Origin of the sequence: Parasphingorhabdus marina DSM 22363 (genome assembly GCF_900128895.1) — a bacterium.
In the GTDB taxonomy this organism is placed as follows: domain Bacteria; phylum Pseudomonadota; class Alphaproteobacteria; order Sphingomonadales; family Sphingomonadaceae; genus Parasphingorhabdus; species Parasphingorhabdus marina.
In genome coordinates this window covers 1,925,118-1,946,691 of sequence record NZ_FSQW01000001.1, presented here as the reverse complement: position 1 = coordinate 1,946,691, position 21,574 = coordinate 1,925,118, and the positions used below count along the sequence as shown (strand labels likewise).

The window sequence follows — 21,574 nt, the reverse complement described above, 5'->3', positions numbered from 1 at the left end:
CGATCAACTGAAGCAACGCTGGTCACAGGGCAACTGCAAAATGCGGCGGACCATGAAATCAACCGGCTTCCGGTTCCGGATCCCTGAGCGAATCGATCCACGCATTCAGACGTTGTTTCCCGCGGTGCTCAAGCAGTGCCAGCGCCGGGATGAGCAGTTGCAGGATGAAAGCCCCAAACAGCACCCCAAATCCTAGGCTGGCGGACATCGGGATGAGGAACTGCGCCTGCAAACTCGTCTCGAACGTGATCGGGGCCACACCCAGAAATGTGGTCAGGGATGTCAGCATGATCGGACGGAACCGGGATTTCGCGCCGGTAATAATCGCTTCCTCGATCGGCATCCCGTTGCGCAGATTTTCGTTGATAAAGTCGATCATCACCAGCGAGCCGTTCACAATCACGCCGGACAGCGCAATGATGCCGAAAATACTGAGTACGACCAGCTGCAATCCCAGAATCATGTGCCCGATCAGCGCGCCGATGATACCGAACGGAATGACCGCCATGATGATCAGCGGCTGGACATAGGAACGGAATGGAATGGCCAGCAACGCGTAAATGGCCATCATCGCAAACAGAAAGGCAATGCCGAGTTCTCCGAAAGTCTCCGCCTGCTCTTCCTGCTCGCCACCGAAAGTATATTGCAATTGCGGATAGTCCGCCTGCAGGCGCGGCATGATATCGTCGCGAAGTGTATTGGCGATTTCCTGGCCGGTAATGACCTCGTCATTAATATCCGCGGTAATCGTGGTCACCCGGCGCCCGTCCGTCCGCCTGATGACCGAAGGCGCTGTTCCGAAGGACACATCGGCCAGCGCCGAGAGGGCCACTTCGCCGCCGGGTACGCGGACCCGGAACCGTTCGACGTCGGAAATCGAATTGCGTTCTTCTTCCGGCAGCCGGATATAGACCCGGACATCCTCGCGCCCGCGCTGGACCCGCAAGGCTTCACTGCCAAAAAAGGCAGCACGAACCTGCAACGCGACATCTTGCAGTGTCACGCCCAAGGTCCGGGCTTCCGGTTTCAGCTCCAGCTTGATCTCCTGCAGCCCGGAATCCTGATCAGACTGAAAATCAAATATGCCGTTGAACCGGCTCAGTTCCTCGATCAGCTTGTCTTCTGCTTCGGCCACAACCGCCGGGTCCGGGTCGGATAGCTGCACATTGACCGGTGCCCCGACCGAGACCAGTTCGGATGCAAAGACCAGCGATCGCACTTCGGGCAACGGACCCACTGTATCGCGCCACAGATTTTCGAAATCCTTGGCCGCCAGATCCCGGTCGTCTCCCGGCTGGAAACTGAACTGGATATTGGCCACGCTCGATGACAACCGTCCACCGGTCTGTTGCGGACCACCGTCTATCGCAGTGCGGCCAATGACCGTGGATATTCCGCGCAGGGGAGATTCTTCACCCTCCGGCTGTTCGGCTTCGAACTGTTTTAGTGCCTCACGGCCTCCCGCCTCGATCAGCTCGGCAATCCGGGCGGTGTCATCGATCGTTGTTCCTGCGGGCATTTCCAGATTGGCCGTCACCACATCTGCTTCGACCGAGGGGAAAAAACCGACCTTGATAATACCTGCAGGTATGAATGATGCGAAGAGTATCAGCAGTGCCACGGCGGAGGCCACAATCACGAAGGGCATGCGGAGCGAAAAGTTCAGCGCCCGGTCGAGCGGTCCGTTCAAAAAGGCTTGAAAATAGCTGTCCACTTTCTTCTGCACACGCTCGAAAAAACGGGTGACCGGATTGCGCGTCGGGGTGCCGGGTGGCGGAAGATGGCTGAGATGGTTGGGCAGGATCAGCAGGCATTCGATCAGCGATAACGCCAGAACACAAACGACAACGAGGGGAATGTCCGCAATCAGCTTGCCGATGACTCCACCTACCGCAAGCAGCGGCGAAAAAGCCGCGATTGTTGTCAAAACCGCAAAAATGACTGGCACCGTCACCCGCCGGGCACCAAAAACCGCTGCCCCGAGGCCAGTACGCCCGCCTTCCCGCTGGGCATAGATATTCTCGCCAACCACAATCGCGTCATCGACCACCAGACCGAGCGCGAGAATGAACCCGAAAAGCGAGAACATGTTGATGCTCGAACCGGCCAGATCCAGCAAATAGATCGCCCCGATAAAGGTGACGCCAATCCCGACCGCAGTCCATGCTGCCAGCCGGATATCGAGAAACAGGGTGAGCGACAGCAGGACGAGGAACAGACCAATGGCGGCATTTTTCAGGAGCAGGCTGAGCCGGTCATCGAGCAATTCGGAATCGTCGGTCCAGATAGCATAGGAAATGCCCTCGGGCAGCGTTGCCGCAAAATCCTGCTCGAGATAGTCGCGCACGGCCTGCGCCACATCAAGCACACGCTCGTCGCTGGTCCGGAACACCTCGACAAAGGCCACGGGCTTGCCATTGTACAGCGAGATCAGGTCCGCATCTTCAAATCCGTCGCGGATATTTGCAACCTGCCCCAGCCGGATCAGTGTCCCATCCTGATTGCTGACCAGAACAATATCCTCGAAATTCTGCTGGTTGTAATTTTGCCCGATGGTCCGGACCCGGACCTCTTCGGTTGACGTGTCGATCGAACCTGCCGGGCTGTCGAGGCTGCTGGCGGCCACTGTACGCGACACGTCGTTGAGCGAAAGTCCCAGAGCCTGCAGGGTGTTCTGGGGAACCTCGATCGACAGTTCATAGTCACGTATCGAGCTGGTATCTACGAACGACACTGCATCCAGCGCGGCCAGGGAATCTTCGAGGCCATAGGCCACTTCCTTGAGCGCTTCTTCGGAAACATCCCCGAAAATCGCGATACGGACAACACTCTGCCGCGTTGTCAGTTCCCGGACGTCCGGCTCTTCGGCCTCGACCGGGAATGTCTGGATCTGGTCGATCTCGGCTTTGACATCATCGAGCGCCCGATCGATATCCGTTCCGAGCTCCATCTCGATCGAAACCGACCCCGAGCCTTCGGATGCGGTTGCCGTGATTTTCTTGACGCCATCGACCGCCTGAACAGCCTCTTCCACTTTCTGGATGATCGATTCTTCGACTTCATCAGGCGTAGCCCCCGGATAGGCAACGGAAACACTGACGGTGTCGAGACTGTTCTCGGAAAAGACTTCCTGCACGATCGTGCGATAGGAAGCGATGCCCGCAACCAGAAAAAACAGCATCAGCAGATTCGCTGCCACGCCATTGCGCGCCATGAACGCCACCATGCCCTTTTGCTCGAGCACTGCCTTGCTGGGTTGTTCGGGCTTTGCCGTCATGGGGTTGTGCTGGCCTTCTTGCCGCTCGCATTCCCGGCGGCTGACGGTTTAGGCTCCGCTTTGTCCGGACCCTGCTTTGCTGAAGGTTTCCGGGCATCGGCAATCCGCACTTTTTGGCCATCGGTTGCGGCCTTGAGAGCACCGACAACCGCGATCGGGCTGGATCCCAGTCCGCGGGTGCTCACCAGTACCTGGCTGTCCGTACGCTGAAGCAGATCGACATCGACAATGCGCAATTTGCCGTCGCGGACCAGCCAGACCTTGTTCCCCGGCCGCAAGGCAGAGAGCGGCAACACGGCATAGGCGTCCAGCGCCTTGCCAGTAATTTCCGCTTCGACAAAGGTCCCGACGAACAATGGTGGCGCAGAAGCAGCGGTGGTTTCGGGTTCGCCGTCTTTCTGATCCGCCGCAGGCGCACCTCCGCGCAGGGGATTGGGAACCCTCAGGAAAACATCGATCGTCCGGGTTTGCGGATTCAGCACGCTGCTGGCGCGATCAACAAAGGCCTGCCAGCGGTAACGTGTCCCGCCATATGTGCTGAAAACCGACGCTTCGATCGGTGCGCCACCACCCTGGCGCCAGAGCGCCGGTATCAGCGCGGCGTCTTTTTCAGACAGTGGAATCGATGCTTCCAGCTGGGACGTGCCAACCATCTGGCCGAGAGACTGACCGGGGGCGACATAGCTGCCCACTGCGATATTCTCCGAGCGGACCACGCCGGAAAAAGGGGCGCGGACGGTGGTTCGCTGCAACGCAATCTGGGCGTTGGAAAGTTGTGCCCGGGCCCGGCGCAGGCCGGCTCTTGCGGATTGCAGCTGGGGCTCCCGGGTTGCGAGACCATTGGGTGTTTGGGGCCTGGTCTGGCCTGTCTCCGGACCGCCTGCCAGCTCTGCAGGTGGCAATATCCGGGCAGCAAAATCATTGTCATCCACACCGGCATAGGCCGTGCTGTCTGCGGATCGTTCCGCAAATCTGGCGAGCTCTTCTTTCGCGAGCGTCACCTCTTCCTGAGCCTGCAGCAGCGCGACATTTTGCGAAGCGACATCCGCCTGTGCGGTCTGGACCGCGTTGCGATAGTCAGAGTCATCAATCCGGAACAGCACTGTTCCCTTGGCCACGCTCTGTCCCTCACGCAGTCGCGGGTTCACATAGACCAGTTTGCCGGCGACTTCGGCGGCGAGCGTGACTTCATCCCGGGCCCGAACGGTCCCCGATCCGCTGACCATCAAATTACCGGAGCGAATTTCGATGGGCGCCACCTGAACCAGCGGCACCAGTTCCTCTGGCGGTTTTCCTTCCGGTGTAGACCGGAACAGATACAGCAGTGCGGCGATGAGAATGGCGCCAAGCAGTATGAGCCCGCCGATAACCCTTTGTCGATACACTTACTCGTCTCCTCGACTTGCCGGATCAGGGGTTCCGGAGCTTTTATCACCAATAGTCTCGCGGCTTTCCGGTGCGGGCTGATCCCAGCTTCCTCCCAGCGCCCGATGTACAGCCAGACGGGCCAGAGCAACATCCCGGCCTGCGGAAGACAGCTGGGACTGCACCTGATATTGCGCGCGCAAGGCATCGAGATAGTCGACATAATTGCCCACGCCAGTGCCAAATCTCCGGGATTGCAGATCTGCTGCGGCTTTTGCCTCACCCAGCTGAGAAAACAGGAAGCGATAGCGTTGCCGTTCCTCTTCATAGCGCTCGATCGCTGTCCCGACTTCCTGATAGGCATTGAGAACCGATCTGGCGTAAACTGCTGTTTGCTGGGCATATTGGGCATCGGCAACCGCGATACCGGCACGGATACGTCCTCCCTGAAATAGCGGTGCCGTCAGGTTGGCACCCAGACTCAGCACCCATTTGTCCATCACATCGAAGACGCCGGATGGTGTGCCGGATTGCGTGCCGGTGGAAGCCGACAGACTGAGTGCCGGAAACTGGTCCGCCTTGCGAGCGCCAACTGTAAACCGCGCGGCTTCCATGCGCTGACCCGCTGCTCGAACATCCGGTCGCTGCGCCAGGAGATCAATCGGCAGGCCAGCCGGAATATCCGTGAAAATCAGCTTCGGCGCCAGACCCGCTCTGAGCAGTTCATCCATATTGTTGGAATAGCGCCCGACAAGCACGGCCAGTTGCCCCTCGATCGCAGCCAGCTGACTCTCGCGCTGGGGTAGGCTTGCCTGGATATTCCGGAAATCCTGTCGCACCTGATAGAGTTCAAACGACGAGACCAGACCGCGCTGATACCGATTCTCGGTTTGCTCCACCCGATCGCCAAGCACGTCGATGATTCGGGTCGTCAGCACTATCTGGTGCCGTGCGTCCACAAGATCGAAATAGCTGGTGATCGTTTCGGCGAGTACCGCAAGACGGGCCGCTTGCAGATCGGCCGCAGCCGCAAAGGCATCTGCTCGCCCTGCCCGCGCCTCGTTGCGCAACTTGCCCCACAGATCCAGTTCATAGGAAAAGGCCAGACCGGACGTGTAGGTCTCGACCTCCAGCCGCTGCGTTCCAACATTACCGCCAGCGCCAAATCCGGTGCCGGCCAGCGGCGAGTCGGAATAGCTGCTGCCGAGGCTGGCATTCAACTGGGGAAACAGGCCGCTTTTGGATATTCGCGCCTGGGCTTCGGCCGCCTGAAGGCGAGCGCGGGCTTCTGCAATGTCGAGGTTGCGATCAAGAGCTTCGTTGAGCAGGCGGTTCAATACCGGATCTTCAAAAGCGGTCCACCACCCCGCGGGATCATATACTCCGGCCTGATCTGCTCCCGGAAAACTCGCGGGCACTTCCGCCGCAATACCGGGTCCGGCAGAATCGGGTGCCATGCTGATGCACCCGCTGGTCGCGAGAAGCGCAGGTAGAATTGCCATCAGGGGGAGATGGAACCGGTCAGTCACTGTGTCATCCGCGAATGAATCGGTCTGGACCATACCAGACGCAAGCAAAATGCCATCGACAAAAATGAACGTCAACGTTTTATTTGAACGTTCGCGTTCATTTTGTTATTACACAATGATTGAAGGGGTAGACAATTGACCGCAACAGACATGGCACAACCGCAGACCCGCTCAAACCGGCGGGACAGTCAGCGGAAAATCGAGGAAATCCTGATCGCCGCGCGCGCAGAATTTTTCGCAAACGGCTTTTCTGCATCGACCATCGAAGCCATTGCCGCGCGCGCGGAAGTTTCCAAAGTTACTGTCTATAACTGGTTCAAGGACAAGGAAAATCTGTTTGCCCAGGTTGTCCGCAAGGAATGCGACGTCATGCGACGAAACTTTGTTGTCGATGACCTGGAAGACCGCAGCTTGCGGGACATCCTCCTGCACGCTGCACGCGGAATGCTCGATTTCCTCTTACGCGAAGAAATGGTGCGCTTTGAGCGGGTGCTGGCGGCAGAAGTCAGCCGGGATCCAAAGATCGGCGAATATTTCCTCGACAACGGGCCCCGCACCCTTCTGGCCGCCCTGACCCAGTTATTGAATCTGGCAATTGAAAAGGGTGAAATCAAAAGTGACGATCCCCTCGCCTCGGCCGAGATGTTCGCCGGTCTCGTCATGGGCCGGCTCGACCTGTTTCTGCGCTATGGCCATACGGTTTGCCTGTCCCCAGAAGACCGCCAAAAACGTGCTGAACGCGCGGTTGATGCCTGGTTGCTGATCCATCAGAGCTGACCTGCAACGGTTCATCGCACAGACATGCCGTTAATCGAACTCCACCTGATCTTTGTCGAAATCGCCTGAATAAGTTTCGATTGATACGATAGCCCGACCTCCGAGGTTGTGAGGAGGGGTGCGATGGGTTTGACAAAGATTGCATTGAAATATCCGGCTGCCATTGCGGCAGGTCTGGCCCTGATTGCCCTGATCGGACTGGTTTCGGCCTTCAGCACGCCGATTCAGCTGTTCCCGAATATCGAACGCCCCAGCTTGACGGTGCAGGCTGGCTGGCGCGCTGCAAGCCCCAAGGAAATCGAGTCCGAGATCACCATTCCGATCGAGCAGGAGCTGCGCGGTTTGCCGGGACTGACTTCTGTCCAGTCCTGGTCGAACAATGGCGGGGTCTGGCTCAATCTCGAATTTGCGCTCGGCACCAATATGGACAAGGCCTTCGCGGAAGTGTCCAGTCGTGTCCAGCGCGTGCGCAACTGGCCGCTCGATGCCGACCGCCCGTCCGTGGGCGGCGCCAATGGTGATCAGGGCGAATCCCTGATCTACCTGTTTTTGCAGGCACTGCCCGACAGCAATATGGATGCCGAGGCGCTGGCCCGCCTGTCACGTGACACGCTGATACCGCGCATTGAATCTGTCGAAGGTGTTCAGGGCGTCAGTCTTGAAGCCCCGACTGGCGAACGGATTTTGCGGATAAAATTTGATCCGTGGCGGATTGCGCAGCTCAACCTGACGATCGAGGAACTGGCGCGAGCGGTCGGCCGGTTTCAGGATGTTGGCGGCGGCACGGTTGATGTCGGACGGCGCGGCTATGCCTTGCGCTTTGAAGGGAATTTCACCGCCGACCAGATTGGCGATCTGACCGTTGCCCAGCGCGGCAATACGGTCATTCGCATGCGAGATGTTGCCGATATCAATGTCGGACCGGACAAGGCTTTTGGCGTCACCTATCAAAACGGCAATCCCGCGATTGGCATGCGTGTGATCCGGCAACCGGGAAGCAACACCCTGGATGCCATTGATGGCGTGCTGGCCGAGGTTGAAGATTTCAACGAAAATGAACTGCAAAAAGTCGGCGCAAAAATCGAAAAGAGCTTCGATCCGTCTGTCTTCATCAAGCGCGCGCTTTCATTCCTCGGCGGCAATCTGTTGCTGGGAACTTTTCTCGCCATTGGTCTGCTGTGGATGTTTGTCCGCAAATGGCGCGCCACGCTAATCATTGCGGCCACGGTCCCGGTCTGCCTGCTGGCCACGCTGGCGGTGATCGGCATGACCGGACGCACCATCAACGTCATTTCGCTCGCCGGTCTGGCCTTCGCGACCGGCATGGTTCTCGATGCCGCGATTGTGGTGATGGAGAATTTCGTCCGCCTGCGCAAACAGGGCCGGACAGCCGGTGAAGCCGCGATCGAGTCGGTGACTCAGGTCTGGCCCGCGCTATTTGCCTCCACCGCCACAACGGTCGCCATTTTCATCCCGATCATGTTCATCGAGGATGTCGAGGGGCAGCTGTTCGCTGATCTGGCGCTGACCATTGCCATTTCGGTCGTGGCCAGCCTGATCGTGGCCGTCACCGTTCTGCCCGCTGCGGCGCGTCACTATGCCGGAACGCTGGACATGGACGATAATGAGACGCGATGGAACGGCTATGCCGATCGCATCTATGGTCTGATCGACACCAGCAAAAAGCGCAAGATCTGGATCCCTTCGCTTATTCTGGCACCCCTCGCTCTTTCCTGGCTGTTATGGCCACAAACGGACTATTTGCCGGACGTCAAGCGCGATGCCGTCGACGCCTGGGTGGGCCTGCCGTCCGGTGCTACGCTGGAATCAGCCCGCGCCGAAATCGCCGAAGAGGTGGTACAGCGTCTCGATCCTTACCTGACCGGCGAGAAACAGCCCGAGCTGCTGAACTATTATCTGTTCGTCAATCCCTGGGGTCTGAATACCGGCATCCGGATCAAGGATCAGTCGCGGATCGAGGAAATGACCGGTATCGTGAACAATGAAATTCTCGCGGGCTTTCCAGATGTGCAGGCCTTTGCCCAGCAAGGCAGCCTGTTTGGCAATTTCGGAGGCAACGGGTCGATTGAACTTTATCTCCAGTCGGAAGATGACGAAGTGCTGCGAGAGACAGCGCTGATTGCGGTTGATGCCGTACAGGCTGCGATTCCAGGCGCGATGGTCCGGCCCAATCCCGATCCCAATGTGGTCGTCCCGGAACTGCGCCTGACCCCCAATGATCGCCGTATCGCCGAACTGGGCCTCACCCGCGACCAGGTCGGACGGGCGGTAAGGGCATTCGGCGATGGCCTGTATCTCGGAGAATATGTTTCCGAAGGCGAACGCATGCGTGTGATCCTGCGTGGGGCGGAAGCTGCGGGACCCGAAGCGATTGAGAGTGCCCCGCTGGTCACACCCAATGGCGGCACTGTGCCCATGGGTGAAGTGGCGACAGTGCTACGCGGCGTTGGACCGACGCAGATACGGCATGTTGACGGGCGCAAAACTCTCACGCTCAATATCAGCCCGCCGCCGGGTGTCGCACTGGGCGAAGCACTGGAGAAAATCCAGGAAACCGCTGAACCGCAAATCCAGGCGGCGCTACAGGCCGGGGATACGCTCCGTTATGGCGGCGATGCCAATGCCTTGCTCAAGGCGGTCAAGTCGCTCAGCACGAATTTCATTCTGGCGGGGGCTTTGCTGTTCGTGATCATGGCCTCGGTCTTCCGCTCGGCCCGTGATGCCGCGCTGGTGATCATCGCCCTGCCCCTCGCCACCGTCGGCGGTGTGATTGCCATACAGATCCTCAATCTGTTCAAACCCACGCCGCTGGATCTGCTGGGAATGATCGGTTTCGTCATTCTGCTGGGTATCGTCGTTAACAATGCGATCCTGCTGATGGCGCAGGCGCGGGAAAGCGAAGCCGACGGTCTGTCCCGGGCCGATGCGGCCAAGGCCGCCCTCCGCCTCCGGCTCCGACCGATCCTGATGACGACCGGAACCTCGGTCATGGGCATGTTGCCCTTGGCTTTGGTTCCCGGTCCCGGCAGCGCGATCTATCGCGGACTGGCCGTGATCATTGTCGGCGGGGTGCTGGTGTCCACGATCTTCACCCTGGTTCTGCTGCCCGCGCTCATTCAGCTGGGTTCCGCACGGAAGGACCTGCCCAGTCAGCCTGATGAACCACGGGATCCGCAAGACAAGCCCAACAAAAGCCCCAAACCCCAAAGAAGCGGACCGGATTTTGGATCCGGACCTGCACTGGAGCCTGCCGAATGAACATTGCCCTCCCCGACATGGTCAAGCAGAACCTGCGCTGGATCCTGATTGGTGGCACACTCGCCATTGCCGCCGCAGCCTGGTTCCTGTTCTTCGCGAATGATCCCGCCGAAGGACAACAAGGCGGCCCCGGTGCGGGAGGACCGCCGCCAGCGATTGTCAGTCTGGCCAAGGTCGAAAGATCTGCCATCACGCCCAATTTCACAGCCCCGGGAGATATTGTTGCCGACCGGGACTCGGTTGTGGCCGCCGAGGTGTCCGGGCGCATCCAATCGACCCTGAATATCGGTGCGCGGGTTCGCCGCGGCACCGTCATTGCGGTGATCGACAGTCGCGCAGCAACTCTGGCCCGGGATCAGGCGGCGACCGAAATCGCCCGGTTAAAAGCCGATCTGGACTATCAGAATCGGCTCGTTGAAAGGTTGCAGCAACTGCTGGAAGAAGAAGCGGAATCGGAAGCCTCCCTCGACGAAGCCATTTCTTCGCGAGATCAGACCAAAGCCCGTCTCGCCGCAGCGCGCGTGGCCCTCAACACCGCCAATTTTGACCTGTCCCGGACACGTATCCGCGCGCCATTTGACGGACAGATGGTCGAGCGGCGGATCGAGGTGGGTGAATATGCCACGCCGGGCCGCGAAATCGCCCGCATCGTCGGTCGCCAGGGTTCGGAAGCGCGGGTCCGCGTCCCGATCGCCGTGGCCGGATCGCTATCACCTGGCCAGGAAGTAACGATCGTTGCCAATGGCCAGCGCCGGTCTTCCCGGGTGCGAACGGTTATCGAAACCGGCGATGAAGTCAGCCGCACCGTCGAGGTGCGCGCGCCGATGGGCAGCCACAACATGAAGATGGGCAGCGCGATTTCGATCACGGTGCCGACCGGAGTGGAACGCGATGTCCTGACCGCTCCCCGGGATGCCCTTGTCCTGCGTGACAGCGGCATTTTTATCTATGTCGTCAATCCGGAAGACAAAACCGCCAAGCGGGTGGATGTGGAAGTCGGCGAGCCAGATGGCGACCGGGTGGCCGTGTCAGGTCCGCTCAAGGCGGGTGACATGATTGTTGTCCGCGGCGGAGAGCGCCTCCGCGACGGACAAGCCGTCACCTGGAAAGACGAAGAAAAAGAACCGGAAAAGGCGGCGGCCAAACCTCGTAAATCCTCTGGCGAAGACGCGGGTTGATAATATGAGATCGTCTCTCCTGCCCCTTGCGGCGCTGGTCCTGCTGTCCGCCTGTGCCATTCGTGGCGGACCGGAGCTCGACCAGAGCGCCATACCCGCCGCGCCGGATGGCTGGGCATCCTGGCAGAACGCTTCTGCCGTGCAGACCGGTGCTGCAGACAGCTCTCGCATTACCAACGACGGCTGGGTCGCGGAATTTGCCGATCCGGAACTGGATGCGGCGATCAGGGAGGCGTTCGCGCAGAATCGCAACCTGCAATCGGTTCTGGCCCAGTTGCGTGCAGCCCGGGCCGCGATGCGCGTTTCCCGTGCCGACCTTTTCCCGCGCGTAGATCTGTCCGCGACGGCAACCGATGCCGAAAATGCGTCCACGGTCTATGACGGGGAGTTTTCGGCGAGCTGGGAAGCGGATATCTGGGGACGAAACCTCGCGCTGGCCCGCGCCGGCAATGCCGATGCCAGAGCGGCGGCAGCGGAATTTGCGGCCGCGCGTCAGGCACTGGCCGCTTCCGTGACCCAGGCCTGGTACGATCGCAGCGCCGCCAGAATTTCTCTCGCTCTGGCCGAAGATGATCTGGATCGTCGCAGGGATACACTGCGGATCACCAATGCACGGTTCCGGGCCGGGCTCGCTTCCCGGCTGGATGTCCGGCTCGCCCAGGTTGCGGTTTCCAATAGCGAGGACCGGCTTGAAGCTGCCATAAGGACATCACGAAACGCGGCTCGAGCACTGGAAGTTCTCACCGGACGATATCCTTCCGGACAAGCGCTCGGGGCCGAGGATCTGATTGAGCCCCCAGCACTTCCGGGAGTGGCTGCGCCCGTAGCCGTGTTGAGCGGCCGCCCCGACCTGATTGCCGCTGAAGCCAGAGTGGATGCCGCCGGTTTGCGCGCCACCGATGCCCGGCATGCGATGTTCCCTCAGCTAACGCTGCGCTTTGATGCCACCACCCGGTCCGGAAGTTTCGGCGATCTGTTTGATCCAGGCACCTATATCGACGCCATATCCGCTGGCCTGTTGCAACCGCTGTTTCGTGGCGGCGCGCTGCTGGCCGAAGCCGAACGCCAGGGAGAATTGGCCCGGTCCGCGCTGTTTACCTATGCCGAACAGGTGCTGGGGGCTTTTCAGGAAGTCGAGGACAGGCTCGATGCCGAGGCCACGCTGGAGCGTCAGGTTACCGCCACCGCCAAGGCCGCAGAAGACGCCCGTGCGGCTGTCGGTCTGACCCGCAGCCGCTACATTAACGGCCGCTCCACCATTTTTGATCTGATCAATGCCCAGACGACCGCTATCGCTGCGGAAACCCGTGCGATCGAAGCCCGGCGTGCGCGGATCGAAAACCGGGTTAACTTGCACTTGGCCCTGGGTGACGAGCCGTTTCCGGCAGACTCCGCACAACAGGTGGCGGTGCGCTGATCTTCAGAGTCCGAGTGAACCCGGGTTCATCAGATTATTGGGGTCGACTTTTTTCTTGATCGACAGCAGCAAATCATCGGCCGCCGGGTCCAGGCTTTCACGATATTTGTAGGTGCGTCCGATCTGCAGATGGGCGGCTCCATGTTCCAGCAAGAGATCAACAAGCGCCGCCTTGAGCTTCTGCACCAGTTGCCACGCCGCTTCATCATGGTCGAGCTTCGGCAGTTTGGCAAAATGCGAAGGGTCCATCGAAGCGGCATGAACGGGATTGGAAGCATCCGGCCAATACAGACATGGCTCGATGATCGCCCCCGAACCGCTGACCGACGAAATCAGCGTCCCCGTGAACACACCCAGCCGGTCCATCTCTTCCTTGTGGCTGGCAAACAGGGCAATCACGGCATCGTAACAGGCCTGGGCGCGGGAATGCGGCAACAGGCCGTGGACCGGTGCCCAGCGCTGGCCATCGGGCCCCAGCATGCCGTTGAGCGGGCCGAACGGGTTGGCACGGATAATCTTCGGAATCGTGTTTTCCGTTTCGGTGGCGCCGTGCTTCAGAGCAATAGCCCGGGCACGTTCCAGATCATCGTCAGCTGCAGCCTGGATCCGGCCTTCGGTCAGGACATGGAGCGAAAATTTCGCCTCGTCCAGGAAATCCCGACCGGCGACAACGACTTTCGCCCCTTCCTTGAGCGCGCCCCAGACCGATCCCTGCTTCTTCATCATCTTGCCCAGCGCTCTGGCATCGCTGCCGAGGCTGTCCCGCTGCATGCGAATGGCGTTGAGGCTCGGGTCAAAGCCAAAGCACTCGGTCGTCACGCCGGCTCGCTCGATTTCACCGAGCGCAGCCAGTGTTTCTTCATGGGTTTCAAAACTGAAGCTGGCATAGCCGTGCGCTTCCGCTTCCGGGATCAACCGCATGGTGATGGTTGCCTTCATCCCCAGAGCGCCCGTGTCGGCAAGGAAGATACCTGTGAGATCCGGGCCATAGGGACGGGTAAATCCTTCACCCGTCTTGAGGACGGTTCCATCGGCGAGAACCACTTCCAGCGCGAGACAGCTTTGCGCCGCCGTCCCGTATCTTCCCGTGCCCCAGAACAGGCAGTTCTGGCTCATCCCGCCACCGATTGAGGCCTTGAGGCCAGAAAGCGTGCCCCAGAACGGCGTTCTCAGGCCGCGTGGTGCCAGCGCCTCGTATAGTTTTGCCCAGGTGCAGCCCGCTTCAACCGTCACGGTCATGTCGGTCTCGTTGATATCGAGTATGCGGTCCATGGCACCGAGATCGAACAACGCGGCACCGGGCTGATCCGTCGTATAGCCCCCGGTATAACTCATGCCGCCACCGCGCGGGATCACGGGGATGTTCTGGGACGTGGCAGCAGCAACGGCCGCAGAGAGTTCCGCCGTATTTTTCGGTCGTACCACGCACAGCAGATCAGCACCGCGCTGGTAGACATCATGACCAAAAAAATCGAGCGTGTCCGTATCCGTTAGCGTTTCCGCTCCGGCCTCAGCGATAAAGTCTGCTGCCGTCATGTTCACTCGGGTTGCCATCATTGCACTCCTGTCAGGCGCTGCCACTGCCCGGCAAATCACCTCAGATTGAATTCGGTCCGTCCGGCAACATTCGCTAAAAAATGCTGCCGGAAAGATTTTCGTCAGAAATCGAACCGCGCCTTGACCAGGAAGGACCGCGGCGGGTTCAGGTAGCTGTAATTGGCCAGCGTTGATTCCACCGCTTCCTCATCGAAGCAGTTCTTGCACTCGGCGGTGATAGACCATCCGGCCTCACTCTTCAAAGCCAGTCCGGCATTAACGATCCACCGGTCGTCCGAAAAGGATCCGGTGATCACATTGCCATTGCCCAGCGTGTTGGACGGGAAAACCGTGCCGCTCAGTCCGGTGACCGGTTGATCAAACAATGTCACCTCACTGGTTCCGGTTTCACTGCTGCTCCTCCAGTTGGCATTGACGGACGGAATGAGAGACAATCCTCCGCCCAGTTCGGCTGTGTAACTGCCGCCGATCGCCACCGTCCAGTCAGGAGTACGGACCGGCTCGGCAATGCTGCCATCCGGGGCGACAATACCCACGCCACAGGAAGCCGCCGTATCGGTGCCGGACGCATTGGGAATCTGGCCCGCTGCCAGTTGCGCCTGACAGGCCGCCTGCTGGGCATTGACTGACTGGACACCAAATGCATCCAGCGCGGGGGCATTGCGATCAATCCGGTAATTGTCGTCCTGGTACCCGATCGATGCGAAGATGTTCAGGCCGTCGACCGGTGCCGTGTTCAGTTCTATCTCCAGACCCCGGTTGCGGTAGTCGGCAAAATTCCGGGTGATGAAAGCCAGCGATCCGTCCGTCCGGATGAAAGCAGAAGGCGTCTGCAGGCCCCCGACGTCCAGCTGGAACGCGGTTACATTCAATCGGACACGGCGATCCCAGAATTCGGACTTGACCCCCGCTTCATAGCTCCATGCGGTTTCCGGACCAAAAGGCAACAGTTCAGTCGCGGAAGTCCCGCGCGCATTCCAGCCACCGGACTTGAAGCCGCGGGTTGCGGAAGCGAACAACAAGATATCGTCCGTCGGCTCAAAATTGACCGCGAATCTTGGAGTCCAGATGCCCACATTCTGAGTGGTGGGAATAGCCAGGCCGTTTGTGGCCACCAGATTTTGCGTGTCGACACAGGTGGCTTCGATCGTTCCGTCGTTACAGCTTGCGCGGTTGTCCCGCACATCAAAGCTCTTGTCCTCGTCGGTATAGCGAATACCGGCCGTGATCTTGAACTGATCGGTGAGGTTCAGGTCTGCCTGCAAATATCCGGCCCAGGCTTCCGCCGAATTTTTCAGCGTCCGGTCGGCAAGAATGATGGGAAAACCAGCCGGAGGCGGAGCGAATGGCAATGTGAAAATATCACCGAAGTCGGTGGTATTGTCTTCCTCGAAATAGAACACGCCGCCGACAAAATCGATCAGGCCGTCTGCCACCGAGCCAGTAAGCTTGATTTCCTGGGTGAACTGGGTGTGATCCCCTTCATTGGCGATAGTGAACCCGCCGACCGTATATCCGAGCACCGGGGGTACCGGGGAGGACGTGCTGGGCAAGCCGCGGCCATCTGCAAAGTCGAGAGCGAAATTCTGGTCCAGGCTGACAAATCCCGTGATCAGGTTCAGGGTGATGTCATCGGTCAGACCGATTTCGAAATTGGATGATACAAAATCGAGCGTAACTTCATTGCCGAGCCCGAAATTGTCTTTCGGCCCAGTCAGCAGGCCATTGAAATTCCCGCCCTTTGTCAGGCCAGTGGTTACGAAGCGTCCGTCACAATTGGTCGGGTTTGCCGGATCACAGTCGAAGTTCAATATGTTCCCGGCATCGGCAAAAGTGTGCATGTAGGAGCCGGTCCACCGGACATTGTCGGCCAGTTCCCCGCGAAAACCGATCCGCGCACCCCAGCCGTCATTTTCATTGACCCGTTCACCGGTAGTGGTGTTCTGGGCATATCCCTCATCATCCTGGAAATAACCGGACAGCTTGATTGCAAAACTGTCGGCAAGCGGAATATCAATGGAAGCGCGTGCCAGATAACGCTCATAGCTTCCGTAACCCGCTTCGACATATCCAGCCAGCTCATCTCCCGGTTCTTTCAGGATCACGCTGATCGCACCGCCGGTTGTGTTCCGGCCGAACAGGGTTCCCTGAGGCCCGCGCAGGACCTCGAGGCGTTCCACATCGAAAAATGAGAGATTGTTGGCATTCTGTCGTGACAGGTAGATGTCATCGACATAGGTCCCGATCGGCGGATCGAATGTCGCGATCGACTCGGTATTGCCGACACCGCGAAGAAAATAGGAGTTGGCTGTTCCGAGGCCGGTATTGTTCAGGCCGACAAGGTTGGGTACAAATTGTGTAACTTCCAGTGCGTTGGAAACCCCGCGCGTCTCCAGTTCCTCGGCGGAAAATGCGCTGATCGCGATCGGAATGTCCTGGACGCTCTCTTCGCGGCGCTGTGCTGTCACCACGATGACATTCAGGCCACCCTCTTGGGCTTCTTCTTCGCCTTGCGCCTCTTGCGCATATGCTGGCAAGCATGCGAGTGAGGCCAGAGTCAGACCAAATATGGCCTTGCTGCGGATTCCGGTTTTGCGACTTGTCATTATTGTCTCCCTTCCCACTGGATCATTTCCCAACACACCACCCCATGATGAGGATTTGTCCAGACAAATATAGCATGACTTTTGCTAGTGGGGCGCACCCCTGTTTAGCTAACAACCAATACTACCTACTCTACAACCATACCAAAATGCTTCCGCATCATTGCTTTTCGGTCACACCCAGACCCCGCAAGTGACGCATCCCGACGACTGATCGGCAGGCAGCCAGCAACTCGTTTTTCAGACTTTGCGCTGCGGGTTGCAGGACCGAGTTGCGCCGGAACGCCAGGAACGCATTGCGGCTATTGGAAAACGGTGAGTCTTCAACGAGAAAATAGTCTTCCCGTTCGGTTTCGGTTGCCACCAGTTCCTTGGCCATCAGCATGACACTGTCGCTTTGCAGCAACGTCGATTTGGCGAGAATGACAGAGTCGATGTCAACATATCTGGCGGGCGGAGCGAGGCCGGCAGCGAGAAAGATATTGCAGATGCGCTCCCACTGTTCCTTGAGTTGCATCGATGCCAGCCAGGTCTGCGAGGCGAGATCTTCCAGAGTCAGATCCGGTTTGCTGGCCAGCGGGTGACCGCGACGCATCATGATGACGTCGCGATCATCGAACAGTTCCTCGGTCTCGATCGCGTCATCAATATTCATGTCGGCCGGCGGTGCGCTGGCGACAAATTCAACATCCCCCTGAAGGAGTTTCTGGTGGAGGGATTTGGAATCCCCTGATGTGATACTCAGCGTAATGCCCGGCTGCCGTTCGCTGAACCGGTCGATCAGCATAGGGGCGATTCGGGGCAGGAAAGACCAGCCCAGTCCGATCCGCACATAACCGCGGTCGGCACCGCGCAGCGCGCTGATCTCGGCAGCAGCGAGCCGGGCTTCCGCCGTAATCACCTTCGCACGGCGGGCCAGCGCATGGCCGAAACTGTTCGGCTCGGCACCAAAAGCGCCCCTTTCAAACAGCCGAACCGCCAGACTCTCTTCAAGTTTGGCCACGCTTTTCGACACCGCCTGCTGACTGACATTATTCAGGGCTGCGGCCCGGGAGAAACTCCCGGTGTCATAAACCGACAGGAAATGCTGCAGTTTCTGAGGATCCATGGAGGGTCTGATGAAACGCTGGCGCAAATTCGGGTCTTTCATGGTTTCTCCTCGCAGACTGCCCACAATCAATGGATGTGAATTAGGAATAATCGGTTGTTATTCGAATAATATCAAGTGATTTACGTCAGCCTCGTCACGCATTCACTGAGGAAACACCATGACAATCACGGACCAGCCGCTGCTTGCCGGGGTCATGCCCGCCATGCTGCGCCACCAGGGCAAATGGTCGGGAATCTACCGTCATGTGGATCCGGGGAACAATGAACTCGATCGCCACCGGGCCACCGTCGAATGTATTTTCCCGTCATCGGGCCCCTACGCCTATGTCCAGAAAAATCATTTCACCTGGCCGGACGGCCGCGAATATCAGGCGACGCTGAATGGTGTTCTGCGCGACGGAAAATTATGGTGGGATACCGAGACATTTGATGGATGCGGCTGGGAAACCGAATTTGGGCTGATATTGCTCAACCTCAATCGCAAGGACGAACCGGGAGCAAATTTCTATGAAATTATCTGCATGGGAGACGACGGCAACCACCGCGCACGTACCTGGCACTGGTTCAAGGATGGCCAGTTGATCAAGCGCACATTATGCGATGAACAGCGGGTGCAGCCCGTGACAGAACCGACAGTGGATGAAAAAGCATGATGGGCGTATCGCGACGGAACATTCAACGTCAGGCTCAGGAGATCGACAGAACATGATCACCCGCAGACACATGATTTCCGCCGCTGCCAGCATCTCCGCTGCGGTGCTTGCCAGCCCGGCATGGGCGAAGAGTGCCACCGGTGAAACGTCAGGCAAAGCGATGAGGAAGACTCGATTTCTGCTGGTCCATGGAGCCTGGCACGGAGGATGGTGCTGGCGCGATGTGGCTGCCGGCTTGCGTGAAGCCGGGCATGAGGTGTTCACACCCACGCTGACCGGCCTGGGCGAAAGAGCCCATTTGCTGTCACCCGAAATCGGCCTGCAGACACATGTGGACGACATTCTGGCCGTGATCCGGTTCAACGAACTGGAAGATTTCATTCTCGTCGGTCATTCCTATGGCGGCATGGTGATTTCGGGTGTGGCAGACAAGGTGCGGGACAAAATCCGGCATATTGTCTATCTCGACGCCGCCCTGCCCCGCGATGGCGAGACGATGATATCCCAGGGCGCTCCGCGATCGGCGGACATGCTGGCCGCCACCGAGCAGCAACTCCGGGCGCTCGCCCCTGAAGGCATTGCGATGCAGGCCTTCCCGCCAGAATTTCTGGGCATTCCAAAGAACCATCCCGGCTATCGATGGGTCGCGCGTCACATGACGCCGCATCCGCTCAAGACCTGGCTCGATCCGATTGCCTTGCCAAACGGCGGATCAGCGGGTTTGCCGCGGACCTATATCCACTGCAATGCGCCGGTCCTGCCCAATAGCAGTTTTGGCTGGCATTATGACCAGACCAGCAAGGATATCGAATGGACCAGCCTGACGCTGGCGACCGGTCATGACGCCATGGTTACGGCCCCGCACGCATTGACCAGGATTCTGCGGTCGCTCTGAACCTTTCGGATCAGAACTGAATGGACCGGTCCCGGATCTGACCGTGCTGTTCCAAAGTCAGCTCTTCATAAGCGTCCTGACCGGACCGGACAAACCAGATGGTATCGCTGATCTGCGACACGTCAAAACCCTGTTTGACCAGATCCACCTTCCGGTATTTGAACGTTCCGGTCGTTTCCGCTTCCGGTTGATGGCGAATGAAAACCGGAATGGCATAGGGCGGCAGGTTTTCAGACAGAAAGCTCCTCAGTCCCGCTATGTCAAAACCATCCTTGAGGGTGACGGAGGCCATGCCTGCACGCCCGTCGGTGCCGGGAATTTCGACCCCGTAGACGTTGGCGGTCGCGATACCGGGATATTGTGAGAGCGCTTCCGCAACTTCATTTGTCGCGACATTTTCGCCTTTCCAGCGGAACGTGTCCCCGATCCGGTCCTTGAAATAGATATAGCCTTCGCGGTCCCGGCTCATCAGGTCACCGCTGCGGAACCAGGCATCCCCTTTTTCAAAGACATCGCGCAGGATTTTTTTCTCGGTAGCTTCCTTGTCGTGATAGCCGGAAAAATCCGATGGTCCATTCTCGTCAATCTTCCCAAGCAATTCCCCGGCTTCGTCAAATTCAGCGGCAATGCAAAATCCGTCCGATCCGCGTATCGGGGCTTCGGAAACGATGTCAAACTTGACGATCCGCACATCCCCGAATTTTTTCTCGAGATATTTGGGGATCCGGCCGACGGCACCGATTTTGCCATCGAAATTCATCAGGAAGACATTGCCTTCGGTCGAACCGTAAATCTCGAGCAATTTGCCAATGCGGAACCGCTCGACAAACTCCTGCCAGATATCCGGACGCAAACCATTGCCAATGCCGACACGAATACGATGCTCGTTCTGGCGCGGGTGATCGGGCTGGTTCAGCAAATAGCGGCACAATTCGCCAATATAGACCACCGCTGTCGCCTGATAGTCGGCGGCGTCATCCCAGAAATGCGACGCCGAGAATTTCTTGCGCAAAATCGTCGAGGCCCCGCTGAGCAGCGCGCCACCGAGCCCCAGGAATCCGCCGGTGACATGATAGAGCGGCAGCACATTGTAGATCCGGTCGGCGGGTGTCAGGTCACAGGTGGTGATGGCGATACGAAAGCTCCGGCGTGCGCGCGTATGAGAAATCCGCGCTGCTTTGGGAAGCCCTGTCGTTCCCGAGGTATAAACATAAAACAGGATATCCGCGCCTCTCAGGTCCTGACGATGTTCTCTCGAAGGGCGCTCCGCTGACTGTGCAGACAGAGCCTCGTTGAGATTTGCGCCAACCGTGCCGTCCCAGTCCCACAGCGCCGGTTCACCGTTCAGCATCGCTTCGACCGCTTTCACGCGATCGGCAAGATGCGAACTGGCAATAATCGCCTTTGCCGACCCGATATTCAGGCAATGGGCGAGTCCCTTGCCTTCGAGATTATTGTTGATCAGCGCCGCGATGATGCCGACTTTCGACAGTCCGAACCAGGCCGCGACAAAATCGGGATGGTTTTCCATGACCAGCGCGACCGCATCGCCGCTTTTCAGCCCCTGAGCCAGCGCCCAGTTTGCGATGCGATTGGCGCGTTCATCGAACTCCCCATAGCTCACGGATTCCCCTTCGAACCAGAATACGGGGCGGTCCCGATAGGCGTCGACGCTGGCCTCGATATCGTCCGTCAGCAGGGTCGGGGCTTCCTTGTCGATCCCCTCCATCTGGTTCATCAGCCGCTTGAGCGAACGGGTAAACCCGACCTCGCGCTTGATCACTTGCAACAGACCCACGTCGCACCTCTTCCTGAATTGTTGTTTGACCGCACATTAGCGCGATTTCGCTGATGCGCAAATGCTCAAACCGGCTTTGGCGCGATAGAATTAATCACTTCTTTATCACCCTATTCTGACCTAGGCTGCACGAGCA

13 protein-coding genes are annotated in these 21,574 nt (G+C 58.8%); 6 read left to right on the top strand and 7 right to left on the bottom strand.

Annotation, left to right across the window (positions count from 1 at the left end):
- Nucleotides 1–58: 58 nt before the first annotated feature.
- From BUQ90_RS09485 to BUQ90_RS09475, 3 genes are read right to left on the bottom strand one after another with little or no spacing between them, the layout of a single operon-like run.
- Nucleotides 59–3,277 carry an efflux RND transporter permease subunit gene (locus BUQ90_RS09485; RefSeq protein ID WP_084192592.1) on the bottom strand — a complete coding sequence of 1,073 codons (3,219 nt, stop codon included), beginning with the start codon at nt 3,275–3,277 and terminating at the stop codon, nt 59–61.
- Nucleotides 3,274–4,662, bottom strand: a complete 1,389-nt coding sequence (locus BUQ90_RS09480; RefSeq protein WP_074204741.1) for an efflux RND transporter periplasmic adaptor subunit — start codon at nt 4,660–4,662, stop codon at nt 3,274–3,276. The genes BUQ90_RS09485 and BUQ90_RS09480 overlap by 4 nt, the downstream gene beginning before the upstream one ends.
- Entirely contained in the window at nt 4,663–6,171 is a 1,509-nt protein-coding gene (locus BUQ90_RS09475; RefSeq protein ID WP_239447377.1) for an efflux transporter outer membrane subunit, read from the bottom strand.
- A gap of 135 nt (nt 6,172–6,306) precedes the next feature.
- Between BUQ90_RS09475 and BUQ90_RS09470 the strand changes: the two genes are divergently transcribed.
- From BUQ90_RS09470 to BUQ90_RS09455, 4 genes are all read left to right on the top strand, one after another.
- On the top strand, nt 6,307–6,948 hold the full coding sequence (locus BUQ90_RS09470) for a TetR/AcrR family transcriptional regulator (RefSeq protein ID WP_143182776.1): 642 nt from the start codon (nt 6,307–6,309) through the stop codon (nt 6,946–6,948).
- A gap of 123 nt (nt 6,949–7,071) precedes the next feature.
- Complete coding sequence (locus BUQ90_RS09465) at nt 7,072–10,227, top strand: efflux RND transporter permease subunit (RefSeq protein WP_074204738.1); 3,156 nt, start codon at nt 7,072–7,074, stop codon at nt 10,225–10,227.
- Complete coding sequence (locus tag BUQ90_RS09460) at nt 10,224–11,405, top strand: efflux RND transporter periplasmic adaptor subunit (RefSeq protein ID WP_074204737.1); 1,182 nt, start codon at nt 10,224–10,226, stop codon at nt 11,403–11,405. Before BUQ90_RS09465 ends, BUQ90_RS09460 begins: the two co-directional genes overlap by 4 nt.
- 4 nt (nt 11,406–11,409) lie before the next feature.
- Nucleotides 11,410–12,822 (top strand): efflux transporter outer membrane subunit, encoded by a 1,413-nt coding sequence (locus tag BUQ90_RS09455; protein ID WP_074204736.1) that lies wholly within the window; start codon nt 11,410–11,412, stop codon nt 12,820–12,822.
- 3 nt (nt 12,823–12,825) lie between these two features.
- Here BUQ90_RS09455 and BUQ90_RS09450 read toward each other — a convergent pair whose 3' ends face one another.
- The 3 genes from BUQ90_RS09450 to BUQ90_RS09440 form a co-directional block, all read right to left on the bottom strand.
- Nucleotides 12,826–14,379, bottom strand: coding sequence for an FAD-binding oxidoreductase (locus tag BUQ90_RS09450; RefSeq protein WP_084192591.1), 1,554 nt, complete (start codon nt 14,377–14,379; stop codon nt 12,826–12,828).
- 101 nt (nt 14,380–14,480) lie between these two features.
- Entirely contained in the window at nt 14,481–16,985 is a 2,505-nt protein-coding gene (locus BUQ90_RS09445) for a TonB-dependent receptor (protein ID WP_084192590.1), read from the bottom strand.
- Nucleotides 16,986–17,142: 157 nt separating this feature from the next.
- The gene (locus BUQ90_RS09440) at nt 17,143–18,132 is read right to left on the bottom strand and encodes a LysR family transcriptional regulator (RefSeq protein ID WP_074204735.1); all 990 of its coding nucleotides are present in this window, start codon (nt 18,130–18,132) and stop codon (nt 17,143–17,145) included.
- A 118-nt stretch (nt 18,133–18,250) separates the two neighbouring features.
- Here BUQ90_RS09440 and BUQ90_RS09435 point away from each other — a divergent pair, with 118 nt between their 5' ends.
- Together BUQ90_RS09435 and BUQ90_RS09430 are read left to right on the top strand one after the other, a co-directional pair.
- Nucleotides 18,251–18,745: a hypothetical protein gene (locus BUQ90_RS09435; protein WP_074204734.1), complete on the top strand. Its 495-nt coding sequence runs from the start codon at nt 18,251–18,253 to the stop codon at nt 18,743–18,745.
- Between the two features lie 52 nt (nt 18,746–18,797).
- The gene (locus BUQ90_RS09430) at nt 18,798–19,640 is read left to right on the top strand and encodes an alpha/beta fold hydrolase (RefSeq protein ID WP_159437082.1); all 843 of its coding nucleotides are present in this window, start codon (nt 18,798–18,800) and stop codon (nt 19,638–19,640) included.
- Between the two features lie 10 nt (nt 19,641–19,650).
- Here BUQ90_RS09430 and BUQ90_RS09425 read toward each other — a convergent pair whose 3' ends face one another.
- Nucleotides 19,651–21,438 (bottom strand): long-chain-acyl-CoA synthetase, encoded by a 1,788-nt coding sequence (locus BUQ90_RS09425; protein WP_074204733.1) that lies wholly within the window; start codon nt 21,436–21,438, stop codon nt 19,651–19,653.
- Nucleotides 21,439–21,574 lie beyond the last annotated feature (136 nt).

What these genes read in the sequence shown, in the direction of transcription:
- BUQ90_RS09485 (WP_084192592.1), bottom strand. Translation starts at nt 3,277, where the DNA reads ATGACGGCAAAGCCCGAACAACCCAGCAAGGCAGTGCTCGAGCAAAAG.
- BUQ90_RS09465 (WP_074204738.1), top strand. Translation starts at nt 7,072, where the DNA reads ATGGGTTTGACAAAGATTGCATTGAAATATCCGGCTGCCATTGCGGCA.
- BUQ90_RS09460 (WP_074204737.1), top strand. Translation starts at nt 10,224, where the DNA reads ATGAACATTGCCCTCCCCGACATGGTCAAGCAGAACCTGCGCTGGATC.
- BUQ90_RS09455 (WP_074204736.1), top strand. Translation starts at nt 11,410, where the DNA reads ATGAGATCGTCTCTCCTGCCCCTTGCGGCGCTGGTCCTGCTGTCCGCC.
- BUQ90_RS09450 (WP_084192591.1), bottom strand. Translation starts at nt 14,379, where the DNA reads ATGATGGCAACCCGAGTGAACATGACGGCAGCAGACTTTATCGCTGAG.
- BUQ90_RS09445 (WP_084192590.1), bottom strand. Translation starts at nt 16,985, where the DNA reads ATGACAAGTCGCAAAACCGGAATCCGCAGCAAGGCCATATTTGGTCTG.
- BUQ90_RS09440 (WP_074204735.1), bottom strand. Translation starts at nt 18,132, where the DNA reads ATGAAAGACCCGAATTTGCGCCAGCGTTTCATCAGACCCTCCATGGAT.
- BUQ90_RS09435 (WP_074204734.1), top strand. Translation starts at nt 18,251, where the DNA reads ATGACAATCACGGACCAGCCGCTGCTTGCCGGGGTCATGCCCGCCATG.
- BUQ90_RS09430 (WP_159437082.1), top strand. Translation starts at nt 18,798, where the DNA reads ATGATCACCCGCAGACACATGATTTCCGCCGCTGCCAGCATCTCCGCT.